Origin of the sequence: Candidatus Chloroploca asiatica, assembly GCF_002532075.1 — a bacterium.
Lineage (GTDB): Bacteria > Chloroflexota > Chloroflexia > Chloroflexales > Chloroflexaceae > Chloroploca > Chloroploca asiatica.
In genome coordinates this window covers 1-12275 of record NZ_LYXE01000091.1, presented here as the reverse complement: position 1 = coordinate 12275, position 12275 = coordinate 1, and the positions used below count along the sequence as shown (strand labels likewise).

Sequence of the window (12275 nt, the reverse complement as noted above, 5' to 3'; positions counted from 1 at the left end):
GACATCCACTGAACCGCACGCTTCACTTACCAAATTCTTAACATCCTCTTAATAAAATCTCTCTGGCGCCTTAACAGAGGCAGCGTAGAATAGCCCTGGTGTCACGGTTTGCAGGATCAAGCTATATGAACCCACCAGGACGTGTTTACTAGGATGAAGCTCGCTCATCCTGGTTTTTGGTGTGACGTGCAACCTGTGCTCCACTTGTGTGTCTCGTTCAATCAGGAGGATTGAGAAGTATGGCCCCGAATTTCAGACGCCTTATGCCGCTTTTTATGCTGCTGGCCCTGCTGCTACCGATTCTGGTTGCGTGCGGTGGTGCCCCTGCGGCAACCCCCACCGACGCCCCAGTTGCGCAGGCGACAGATGCCCCCGCCGCGACAGCGGTACCCGAACCAACGGCTGCCCCCGAGGCAACCGCCGAACCCGAGCCAACGGTTGCCCCCGAGCCGACGACCCCACCAGCAACAGGTGATGTTGTTCAGTTGCCCGAAGTGAATCCGGCCGACTACAGTGGCGACATTATCATCGCCGGTTCGTCGACGGTCTTCCCGCTAACCGAGCGGATGGCCGAGTTGTTCATCGAAGATGGCTTCACCGGCCAGATTACGATTGATAGCATTGGGTCGGGTGCGGGCTACGAGCGCTTCTGCACCGCAGCCGAAAGCGATATTGCCAATGCCTCGCGGCCGATCCGTGACACTGAACTGGCTGCCTGTGAGACGAGTGGCCGCCCGGCCCTCGAGTTCCGCGTTGGTACCGATGCGCTGGCCGTGGTCGTCTCGACCGAGAACGATTTCATCACCAATGCCACGATCGAGGAACTGGCCGAGATCTTCGGGACGGCAACCAACTGGTCAGACGTGAACTCCAGTTGGCCGAACGAGCCCATCCAGCGCTTCATTCCGGGTACCGATAGTGGCACCTTTGACTACTTTGTGGAAGAAGTCTTTGATGAAGACCCGGCAGTGATGTTGAGTGCCAGCAATACGCAGTTGAGCGAGGATGATAACGTGCTGGTGCAGGGCATCCTGGGTAGCCCGTATGCGATTGGCTTCTTTGGCTATGCCTACTACGAAGAGAACGCCAGCCGGCTGAATATTCTTGATATTGAAGGGGTGGAGCCGACCGCCGAGAGCACCGAGGATGGCAGCTATCCGCTGGCCCGTCCGCTCTTCATCTTCTCGGCGGCCAACATCATGGCCGAGAAGCCTCAGGTGGCCGCCTTTATCAACTACTACCTCACCTTCGTTGGTGATGAGGTCGTTGATGTTGGCTACTTCCCCGCGAGCGTGAACGCCATTAATGCCGCCAAGAACCGTTGGCTTCAGGCAACTGGTGGCGAAGTTGAGCCAATCGCGCTGCCCGAAGTTGATCCGTCAGCTTTCAGTGGCGACATCATCATCGCCGGTTCGTCGACGGTCTTCCCGCTAACCGAGCGGATGGCCGAGTTGTTCATCGAAGATGGCTTCACCGGCCAGATTACGATTGATAGCATTGGGTCGGGTGCGGGCTACGAGCGCTTCTGCACCGCAGCCGAAAGCGATATTGCCAATGCCTCGCGGCCGATCCGTGACACTGAACTGGCTGCCTGTGAGACGAGTGGCCGCCCGGCCCTCGAGTTCCGCGTTGGTACCGATGCGCTGGCCGTGGTCGTCTCGACCGAGAACGATTTCATCACCAATGCCACGATCGAGGAACTGGCCGAGATCTTCGGGACGGCAACCAACTGGTCAGACGTGAACTCCAGTTGGCCGAACGAGCCCATCCAGCGCTTCATTCCGGGTACCGATAGTGGCACCTTTGACTACTTTGTGGAAGAAGTCTTTGATGAAGACCCGGCAGTGATGTTGAGTGCCAGCAATACGCAGTTGAGCGAGGATGATAACGTGCTGGTGCAGGGCATCCTGGGTAGCCCGTATGCGATTGGCTTCTTTGGCTATGCCTACTACGAAGAGAACGCCAGCCGGCTGAATATTCTTGATATTGAAGGGGTGGAGCCGACCGCCGAGAGCACCGAGGATGGCAGCTATCCGCTGGCCCGTCCGCTCTTCATCTTCTCGGCGGCCAACATCATGGCCGAGAAGCCTCAGGTGGCCGCCTTTATCAACTACTACCTCACCTTCGTTGGTGATGAGGTCGTTGATGTTGGCTACTTCCCCGCCAGTGTCCGTGCAATCAACGCTGCCAAGACGAACTGGCTTGAGGCGAACTAGTAGTTTGTCCAGATGTGACCTTTGTCGAGGATACCAAACGTAACGGGTATGGAGGGGCTACTCGCCCCTCCATGTAATTTCAGGGCTTAAGAATACATCAGTTTGAATTGATATAAAACAAAAGATAGGCAACCCGGTTTATAATACAGTTCGTACGAAGGCATTTCAGACAGCTTCTCAGCAGCAGTAATCGGCTTACCAAGGAGGATTGCATGGCGGATCAGATCCGCGTCAACTCGGATCCGCGAGCGGCACTTGCCGGAGCGTCGGTGAAACAGATCGACCTGCGTAAACGCCCGCGCATTGGTGAAACAATTATTCAAACGATACTCTATGCATGTGGTTTTATCTCGATCTTTACAACCATTGGCATTGTGTATGTCCTGGGCCAGGAGTCGCTGCGCTTCTTTGCGAGCGACGAAGTGAGTCTGGTTGAATTTTTTACCAACACGGTCTGGCAGCCGGTCATTGGTGAATTTGGCATTTTACCCCTCGTCAATTCGACCATGATGGTTACAATTATTGCGCTACTTGTCGCTATTCCGCTGGGCCTAGCGATGGCGATCTATATGGCCGAATATGCCTCTGAGCGTGTGCGGGCCTTCCTCAAGCCGGTCATCGAGTTGCTGGCTGGTATTCCTACCGTGGTCTATGGCTTCTTTGCGCTCACCTTTGTTACCCCCTGGCTCCGCGAAATCTTTGGGCGTGATGTTGTCCAGATTTACAATGTCATGTCGGCCGGTCTAGTTGTTGGCATTCTCATTACGCCGATTATCGCAACGCTGAGTGAAGATGCGCTCAGTGCCGTGCCGAGTGGCCTGCGTCAGGCGAGTCTTGGTCTTGGGGCAACCAAGTGGGAGACGGCCATTCGGGTGGTTGTGCCCGCCGCTTTCTCAGGCATTGTCGCAGCGAGCATTGTGGCAATGTCGCGGGCGATTGGCGAGACGATGGTCGTCGCCCTTGCGGCTGGCGCAAGCCCCCAGTTTACCTTCAATCCCTTTCTCCCGGCTGAGACAATGACCGGCCATATTGCCCGTATTTCAGGTGGCGACCTGAGCTACCAGACGATTGACTACAATAGCATCTTTGCCATTGGCCTGGTGCTCTTCTTTATGACGCTGACCTTGAACATTGTCAGCCGTATGATCGTGCGGCGCTTCCGGGAGGTTTACGAATAATGAGTGCTGAACCATTGACTCCGCTGTCTGCGTCAACTGGACGCCTGCCGCAAGGTGAAGAGGTCAAGCAAAATGTTGCCTCGCGTCAGCAACGCGGCAAACTCTGGCAGGCTAGCCTGCTCTTCAGTGTCTTTGTGGGCCTGCTCGTTCTGCTGCTGCTGGCCTGGAATATTGTCAATGATGCCTTTGGCGGCATTGCGGTGCAAGAGGCCGTTGAGGTTGAGGCATTGACCGGTGGACGGGAATTGGAAGAGTTGGCGCAACCTGAACTGGTCGCTATTCTCGAGGAAAATCTGCGCTCGCGGGTGCTTGGCAATCTCAATCGCGAACAGCCGCTTGCTGAGCGCGATGCCGAAAACCTGATCGAGGTTATCCTGTTCGAAATTATCAAGCCCGAGGTTGTAGCGACGTTTAGTCTGTATGACTACCTCTTCAACCGGGCTGAGATTGAAGCACAGTTGGCCCAGGATTTCCCCCGCGCCGAGTTGGAGTTCAAGAGTTGGTTGCGTTGGGATTTCATCGTGAATCCGATGTCGAGCAACCCGATCTTTGCCGGGGTGCGCACCGCCCTACTCGGGACACTCTGGTTGCTGGTGCTGACTATTCTGATCTCGTTTCCCCTTGGTCTCGGTGCGGCGATCTACCTTGAGGAGTATCAAAGCGATAAGATCTTTGATGAGCGCAAACCTGTTGGTCGCTTCTTCAACCGCGTCATCGAGCGTAGTACCAGTATTATCAGTACCAATATCTATAATCTTTCTGGGGTGCCATCGATTATCTATGGCATGCTCGGGTTAGCGATCTTTGTCCGTGCGCTCGAGGCCTTTACGAGCGGTAGTTTTTTTGGGGCCAATGAAGGGACAACGGCCAACGGGCGCACGATCATTTCGGCAGCCCTGACGATGTCGCTGCTGGTGCTTCCGGTTGTGATCATCAGTTCGCAAGAGGCGATCAAGGCTGTGCCAAGCACGCTGCGCCAGGCGAGCCTCGGTCTCGGGGCGACCAAGTGGCAGACGATCTGGAAGATTGTGTTGCCCAATGCTCTCCCCGGTATTCTGACCGGCACGATCCTCGCGATTTCGCGGGCGATTGGTGAAACGGCCCCCTTGATTGTCGTGGGAGCCTCAACCTTCATTGTTACCGATCCGACCAGTATCTTCTCGAAGTTTACCGTGTTGCCGATCCAGATCTATAACTGGACCTCGCGGCCCCAGGATGAGTTTCGGGCGATTGCGGCGGCAGCGATTATTACGTTGCTGATTCTGCTGCTCTCGCTGAATGCCACGGCAATTCTACTCAGAAATTATCTGCGCTCCAGGAGGGTGTCATAACTATGGCGATGAAGGCGATTGACCCACAGTACACTGCTGACAGCAAATATGCACTTGAGGTTCGTAATGTCGATATCTATTACAGCGCCTTCCGCGCTGTCAAAAATTGCAGCTTTGGCATGGAGCGCAACAAAATTACGGCGCTCATTGGTCCGTCAGGGTGCGGGAAGAGCACGGTGTTGCGCTCGCTCAACCGGATGAACGATCTGATCGCCGGGGCACGCACCGAGGGCGAGGTGCTCTATCGTGGGCAGAATCTCTATGACCCCGACATTGACGCCGTCCAGGTGCGCCGCAGCATTGGCATGGTCTTCCAGAAGGCTAATCCGTTCCCCAAGTCGATCTACGATAATATCGCCTATGGTCCGCGGGTCAATGGCTGGAAGGGCTCGAAAGCGGAAATGGACGAACTGGTCGAGCGGGCACTGCGTGGGGCTGTCCTTTGGGATGAAGTCAAGGATGATCTGAAGAAGAGTGGCCTGGCGATTTCGGGTGGGCAGCAGCAACGCCTCTGCATTGCGCGCGCCCTCGCCGTCGAGCCCGAGGTGATCCTGATGGACGAGCCCTGCTCGGCGCTTGACCCAATCTCGACCCTGAAGATCGAGGAATTGATGTTCGAGTTGCGCCAGCGCTACTCGATTGTCATTGTGACCCATAACATGCAGCAGGCCGCTCGTGCCTCAGATAATACGGTCTTTTTCTTGATGGACAAAGAAGACCGGGCCGGCCAGATCGTCGAATATGGCCCCACCGAGCAGATCTTCCAGAGCCCCAAAGACGAACGCACCGAGCAGTATATCTCGGGCCGTTTCGGCTAGAATTGAATGTGTCGATGCAAAAAAGGCCAGCGTACGCTGGCCTTTTTTGCATCGACACATTGGCGACCCTGATTGGGCTCGAACCAACAACCTTCAGCTCCGGAGGCTGACGCTCTATCCAATTGAGCTACAGGGTCACTCGCCTGAAAGTATACCTTACCCCTTGGGCGCTGTCAATCAAGCAGCTCGGCGGCTTCAATTTTGGTGATGGCAAACGTGCGCACATTTTGTCGCAACTCACAAAAAGCCCGCAAATAGAGCCCATTCGTCTCCTGGCTCAGGTAGATGGGACGCACCGTGCGCGCCGTTGGCTCGGGGGTGCTCATCGAGCGGTAGACAATGCGGAGCGGGCGTTGCTCGGCGAGGGCTTGCGCGATCACTGGGGGTACTTCAGGCTCGGGGGTTTCGGGCCGCAAGCCACGTTCGAGCCGGAACGTATCACTCAAAGTGGTGATACCCTCGGCCTCCATCAAGCCACGGAGGTGGTGAAAGAGCGCACGCAGGGCAATGACATCGTCCATGGCCCGATGGGTCGGCATTGGTAGCTGCAAGGCGGTGGTCAGGGCTTTGAGCCCATACGAAGGGCGGCGCAAGAGGCGGCGCGCCAGGGGGAGGGTGTCGATCCCTGGCCCATCAAAGGCTGGCCGCCCGAGTTGGGCCATCTCGAAGCTCAGGAAGGCGCGATCAAAGGCGAGGTTATGCGCTACCAGGATCGCGCCCTGGGCAAAAGCTTCGATTTGGGATACCACACTGGCGAATGAGGCTGCCTCGGCTAATTCAGCATCATTCAGCCCATTCACCGCTGCGGATCCAGGGTCAAGCGGGCGGCCCGGATCAATCAGGCACGCAAAACGCGCCTCTTCTTGACCGCCCACCTCGCGCAACAGGGCCACTTCGCAGACCCGATGACCGGCCCCGAGGCTGAGGCCGGTTGTTTCGAGATCGAGGAAGAGCAGCGGCGCCTCTTGCAGCAGTGTGCTCGGGTCGTACATCCTATTCAGCAACTGGCACCGCCGCTGCTACCTCATCAGGAATGCCCAGCAGATTGGCCGCCACCCAGCCCGAGACATCACGTAGGGTGGTCACCTCATACCAAGCGCCGTCGGTTGTCTTCCGCGTGAGCGCCACCACCTCGTTGCGACTGACCTGATCCACCACAGCGCTTGACGTATTCGCCTCGGCATAGACCGCACCATCAACAAAGACCGAGACAACCGTGGCGACCGGCACATCGGTGCCAGGTGGTACATTGATCAGTGTAGCTGATACCCAGCCAACCTCATCGCGTTCGGTTCGTACGCGATACCACGCACCGTTGGGCGTGCGTTCGAGCAGTTGTACCTCTTCGCCGGCATTGACGCCCCCAATGACATTATCGGCGAGCGCGGGCAAGCGCCGCACATTGCCACCATTGGTGACCCCCACCGGAACCCCTGTTGGTAGTTCAGGCTCTGGCGTTGGTTCGGGTTCAGGTTCAGGTTCAGGGGTTGCGCCAGCCTCGGGTGTGGCCGTTGGTACCGGTGTCGCGGTGGGCACTGGTGTTGGTGGGGTAGCAACCGTACGTCCAAAGAAACTGTCGGCAATCCCGCTAATCTCAGGGGTCAGCAACTCACCTGGTTCGCTGACGAGGCTGTCAGCGGTGAGCAGAACGACGGTATAGCTGCGTCCCTCGACGGGTTGCGGTGCCTCGGGCGCACGCTGGATCGTCAATTCGACCCGATTGCGCCGGATGGCTCCGCTGGCCTGCTCAGGATTGAACCAGTCAAACGCCGCGCCATCCTCACGCATTTCGGCCTGAACGAGCGTGCCATCCTCAATGCCCGTCGTTTCGCCCACAACCACGACGGTCAGGGGTTCGGCGCGTACCACTGAGGCACTCCGCACCACCAGGGTGACTGGCACCGGCGTGGGCGGCAGCGCTGTTTGGGAGCCGCCAGGTAAGAGCAGCAAAATCAGGGCCAGCAGACCAAGGATCACGAGAAGGGGCACGAGCAGCAAGAGGATTTTACCGGCTGGCGAAAGACGCGCAAAGCGATCACGCCAACCCTTTGGTTCTTCATCAAGTGGCACGGCTGTATAATCAACCGGCGGCTCGAGCTCGGGTGAGGCTACCTGTTCATCAGGTGCTGCGGCTGTACGCCTGCGTCGCATCAGGATTAGCACTGCAACAAGTACAAGCACAACCACCACGATCACGCCAATGACCACTGGTGTCTGTAATCCACTGAGCAGGTTTTGCATGAGTGTTCTAATGTCCCTTCGTCAAATCGCCTATCCTAGGCTCTTGTGTACCATGATATGACAATGGGCGCTCTTCTGCAAGCATGGTATAATTGAACGAGCATTTGTGCGCAGTTCTCGCTCAAAAAAGTGCACAATGTGTTGTTTGGAGGTAGTGAATGGGTGAGCATATTCTGGTTGCTGTGGCCTGGCCCTATGCCAATGGCCCACGCCATATTGGTCACGTTGCAGGGTTTGGGGTTCCGTCCGATATTTTTGCCCGCTATCATCGGCTCAAGGGCAATTATGTGTTGATGGTCTCTGGTACCGATGAACACGGTACCCCGATTACGCTTGCTGCTGATAAAGAAGGTGTGACGCCCCAGGCGATCGCTGATCGCTATAGCCAGATCATCGGCGATGACCTCTATCATCTGGGTTTGAGTTACGACACCTTTACGCGGACGACAACGCTCAACCATTATCGGGTGACCCAGGATATCTTCAAGACCCTCTATGAAAAGGGCTATATCCTCCGCCAAGAGACGCTTGGGGCCTTTTCGGCCTCTACCGGCCGTACCTTGCCTGATCGCTATATCGAGGGAACCTGCCCGATCTGTGGTTATCACGAGGCTCGTGGCGATCAGTGCGATAACTGCGGTCATCAGCTTGATCCCATTGATTTGATCAACCCTCGTTCGAAGATCGATGGTCAACCCCCGGTTTTTAAAGAGACTGAGCAGTTTTTCCTCGATTTGCCGGTCTTTGCCGATCGTCTGCAAAAATGGATCACCCGCCAGACCCACTGGCGTCCCAATGTACGGAGTTTTTCGCTCAATTTTATCAAAGAGCTGAAGCCACGACCAATCACGCGTGATCTCGATTGGGGGGTGCCGATCCCGTTGCCCGAGTATGCTGGCCGCGACGACAAAAAGATCTATGTCTGGTTTGATGCGGTGATTGGCTATCTCTCGGCAAGTATCGAATGGGCGAAGAACCGTGGCACGCCTGATGCATGGCGTGACTGGTGGCAGAATCGCCGCGCCCGTCACTACTATTTCATGGGCAAAGATAATATCGTCTTTCACTCGGTGATCTGGCCCTCGCAATTGATGGGCTATTTTAGCGATGGGTTTTATGCCGGCAGTGCCGCCGGGGCCTTTGCCGAGGTGCCACTCCAGTTGCCCCACAATATTGTCAGTAGCGAATTTCTGACGATGGAGGGCAAGAAGTTTAGCAGTAGTCGCGGTGTCGTTATCTATGTCAATGATGTCTTGAGTCGCTATGATCCCGATGCGCTGCGCTATTTTCTGGCGATCGCTGGCCCCGAAAATCAAGATACCGATTTTACCTGGTCCGAGTTTGTGCGCCGGAATAACGATGAACTCGTCGCGACCTGGGGCAATCTCGTCAACCGAACGTTGACCAATGTCTATAAGAATTTTGGTTCCGTCCCTGCCCCCGAGACGCTGACGGAAGGAGATCACGCGCTGATCGCGACGGTCGAAGGTGGCTTTGCTACCTGTGGTGAGGCAATTGAACAGGCTCGTTTCAAGAGCGCGATCAGTGAGGCGATGCGTCTGGCGTCCCTGGTCAATACCTATTTGAGTGAACAGGAACCGTGGAAGGTGATCAAGCAAGATCGGGCGCGGGCCGCTACGATCTGGTATGTTGCGTTGCATTGTGTTGATCAACTCAAGTTGCTCTTTACGCCTTTCCTGCCTTTTAGCAGTCAGCGGCTCCACGAGTACCTGGGCTACGATGGCTTTATCGCGGGGCCGCTTGAGTTCCGCGAGTACACCGAAGAGCATGGCACGTCCCATCGGGTGCTCACCGGTGACTATGAGTCCTGGATTGGGCGCTGGGAGCCGTCGTCGTTGCCGGTGGGTCAGCCCCTACGTCAGCCAGCCCCGCTCTTCAAGAAGCTTGATGAACAGGTGGTCGAGGATGAACTGGCGCGCCTGATGGGAACCTAGCTGGGAGAGTGTTATGAAATTTGTTATTGCCCTGCTCGGGCTCTTCTCTATGGTCGCCCTGCTGCTGCTGCCTGGCCTTGCGCAGGCGCAGGGGCAGGGTGTCGTGTCGGGCACGCTTACCTATCGTGATCGCAGTGCGTTGCCGCCGAATGCGGTGGTGACGGTGCAGATTGCCGAAGTGCGCCCTGGCGTTATGCCCCAGGTTATTGCGGAACAGCGTTTTACCAGCAATAATGCCCAGCCGCCTTTCCGCTACACGATTGGCTATGACCCGGCACGTATTGACCCCAATGCACAGTATACGGTTCAGTCAAATATTACGGTCGGTGGTCAGGTACGCTATACCACCAATCAGATCGTGCCGGTCATTACCCGTGGTGCTCCAACGATGGGGGTTACGCTGAACCTGGTGCTTGTCGGGCAACTGCCCGAGGCGAGCAGCGGATCTGCTCTGCTGCTCTTTGGTTGTGTTGCCCTTGCCGGTGCTGGGGTGGCTGCGCTGGGGCGCAAGGCCTTGCGCAGGGAGTTGAGGTTCTGAGGGCGCCTCAGCTACGGGTTGGCCCACGCAAACTTCCCGATACTGCCGCTTAGGAGCTCAACTGACTCGCCCTCCCCATTGATGCCGAGCGGCTGCCAGATGATCGTTCGGTTGGCCCCGGATGCTGGCTGCCCAATGATCATCCCGCTGCCGTCGGGCGCCCACAGCGCCCCATCGTAGCTGCCCTCGATTGGTCGTGGCAGTAGGGCGGTCACCGTGCTGTCCGGGGCCAACCGCTGCGGCATGAACTGTGGCACGATCTCAGCAGCACTTTCGGCGACGAGGACGTAGATACCGTCGGCCAGTTCGCGTGGGCTCAGGGCCTGATCGACCGATTCGCCGGTCGGGATGAGTGTCTGCTGCTCACCACGTGCTAGCTCCAACCGCCAGAGCGGCGGGGTAGGCGGACCGATTGCAGCACCATTGGCGCACAGGACGCTGGTGCCATCCCGGCCCCAGACTGGCACGACGCAGAGCGGCTCTACGCCCAGGGGCAGCAGGTCGCGGGTCTGCCCGCTGCCCGCATCGTACAGCGCCAGGCCGGTCGCGCCAATGTCACCGCTGGGGCCGTCGGCTCCCATGTTCATCGTACTGCGCAGCAGCAACTGGCTCGCATCCGGTGACCAGGCCAGCGGCTGGTAATGGGTGCCCGGTGTGGTGTCGCTCAGCGGGTCGCTGGCGGCGACCAGCAGCATCGGGTCGCTGCCATCGGCGGGAAAGCTCCACACGCCGGGCCGAAGAGCACCGCCAGTAGCGTCCGTGGTATCGAACAACATCCCGGCCTGCACGCTACCGTCGTCCGCAATGCTCACCCCGCGGATCACGCCGCGTGCGAGTTCTGTGCGGCCGCTGCCGTCGGCGCTCATGCGGATGAGGGTCGTGTCGATTCCGTCGGCGATGGTGAGGTAGGCCAGCACATCGCTGGTGGGAGCGACGACAAAGTCGATGATCAGCGCCTGTTCGTCGGCCACCGTCACGCTGGTCGTCCCGTCCACCTCGAGCCGAGCGATGTCATTCTCGTCGCTGATGAACAGCAGGGCTGCCGGCAGCACGCCCACTGCCTCTGGGGTGTCGGTTGGCGCGGCGGGGGCAGTCGTCGGCTCGGCAGATGCCGCTGGCGTGGCTGGGGCGGACGGACTGGACGGCTGGCCGCAGGCCACGAGCGCGAGGGTGAGCGTGATCACCAGGGCCATGGCCGAGCGTAAGATGGTCATAGACGTGGCTCCTTAAGGGTATTGCTGGGGCTAGGAAGCCCGTAGTGGTGGTCGAGTTGTTGGCCTAGGAGTGCGCAGTGAGCATACTATACCACAAGGATCTGCGCGTCTTTCAGGGCGATTGCATCTTCCGTGTATGCCCCCCGCCAGGGCACCCGCAAGGGGTGCCCCTACAGGGCCGGGGGCCGGACTCGGTGTACGGGCACCCCTGGCGGGTGCCCCCGTATGCCCCCCGCCAGGGCACCCGCAAGGGGTGCCCCTACAGGGCCGGGGGCCGGACTCGGTGTACGGGCACCCCTGGCGGGTGCCCCCGTATGCCCCCCGCCAGGGCACCCGCCAGGGGTGCCCCTACAGGGCCGGGGGCCGGACTCGGTGTACGGGCACCCCTGGCGGGTGCCCCCGTCAAAGGGTTGCACCACCATGGCCCGCTGGATGCCCACGTGCGCGGGCATGACATGGGGATGACGCGCCTGACCGGGGGGACGGCCCGCCATGTCGTTCCCGCGCACGCGGGAACCCAGGGATGGGCCATCCTGCGCCAACCACGGCGTGGCCCGCCCCGCTGCGGTAGGGGGCTGCATCAGGCAGCCTTGCCGAGGGCAGGTGTAACCCGTTGACCGGGTGCCCCCCCTTTTGGGGGTAGGTTTTTTTATTCACGGGCCGAGGGAGCGTCATGACGTTCGTTTCTTTCGGGATGGTATGGCGGGGTCGTTGGCCAGGGTTCGGGGGACAAGCGTTGCGGCATGGGGATGGACTGGTGGTTCAGGGCCCGCACCAAGAGCAC

Annotated in this window: 9 protein-coding genes and 1 tRNA gene; 6 read left to right on the top strand and 4 right to left on the bottom strand. The window is 58.5% G+C overall.

Features of this window, described 5'->3' with window-relative positions:
• Nucleotides 1-239 precede the first annotated feature (239 nt).
• The 4 genes from A9Q02_RS12085 (at nt 240) to pstB (ending at nt 5543) form a co-directional block, all read left to right on the top strand.
• Nucleotides 240-2216, top strand: a complete 1977-nt coding sequence (locus A9Q02_RS12085; protein ID WP_097653346.1) for a PstS family phosphate ABC transporter substrate-binding protein — start codon at nt 240-242, stop codon at nt 2214-2216.
• Nucleotides 2217-2428: 212 nt separating this feature from the next.
• Entirely contained in the window at nt 2429-3394 is a 966-nt protein-coding gene (gene pstC / locus A9Q02_RS12080; RefSeq protein ID WP_097653345.1) for a phosphate ABC transporter permease subunit PstC, read from the top strand.
• Nucleotides 3394-4725 (top strand): phosphate ABC transporter permease PstA, encoded by a 1332-nt coding sequence (pstA, locus tag A9Q02_RS12075; RefSeq protein ID WP_097653344.1) that lies wholly within the window; start codon nt 3394-3396, stop codon nt 4723-4725. The genes pstC and pstA overlap by 1 nt, the downstream gene beginning before the upstream one ends.
• A 2-nt stretch (nt 4726-4727) precedes the next feature.
• Entirely contained in the window at nt 4728-5543 is an 816-nt protein-coding gene (gene pstB, locus A9Q02_RS12070; protein WP_425430795.1) for a phosphate ABC transporter ATP-binding protein PstB, read from the top strand.
• Between the two features lie 60 nt (nt 5544-5603).
• On the opposite strand, the gene A9Q02_RS12065 is transcribed toward pstB, so the two are convergent.
• From A9Q02_RS12065 to A9Q02_RS12055, 3 genes are all read right to left on the bottom strand, one after another.
• Nucleotides 5604-5680, bottom strand: a tRNA-Arg gene (locus A9Q02_RS12065).
• Nucleotides 5681-5716: 36 nt separating this feature from the next.
• Complete coding sequence (locus A9Q02_RS12060) at nt 5717-6535, bottom strand: exonuclease domain-containing protein (protein ID WP_097653343.1); 819 nt, start codon at nt 6533-6535, stop codon at nt 5717-5719.
• A 1-nt stretch (nt 6536) separates the two neighbouring features.
• On the bottom strand, nt 6537-7784 hold the full coding sequence (locus A9Q02_RS12055; protein WP_097653342.1) for an SH3 domain-containing protein: 1248 nt from the start codon (nt 7782-7784) through the stop codon (nt 6537-6539).
• A 158-nt stretch (nt 7785-7942) separates the two neighbouring features.
• Between A9Q02_RS12055 and metG the strand changes: the two genes are divergently transcribed.
• Nucleotides 7943-9739 carry a methionine--tRNA ligase gene (metG, locus tag A9Q02_RS12050; protein ID WP_097653341.1) on the top strand — a complete coding sequence of 599 codons (1797 nt, stop codon included), beginning with the start codon at nt 7943-7945 and terminating at the stop codon, nt 9737-9739.
• A 13-nt stretch (nt 9740-9752) separates the two neighbouring features.
• A complete protein-coding gene (locus tag A9Q02_RS12045; protein WP_097653340.1) occupies nt 9753-10277 on the top strand; it encodes a YbaY family lipoprotein in 525 nt (174 codons plus the stop codon).
• Nucleotides 10278-10288: 11 nt separating this feature from the next.
• On the opposite strand, the gene A9Q02_RS12040 is transcribed toward A9Q02_RS12045, so the two are convergent.
• Nucleotides 10289-11491, bottom strand: coding sequence for a TolB-like translocation protein (locus tag A9Q02_RS12040; protein ID WP_097653339.1), 1203 nt, complete (start codon nt 11489-11491; stop codon nt 10289-10291).
• Nucleotides 11492-12275: the final 784 nt, after the last annotated feature.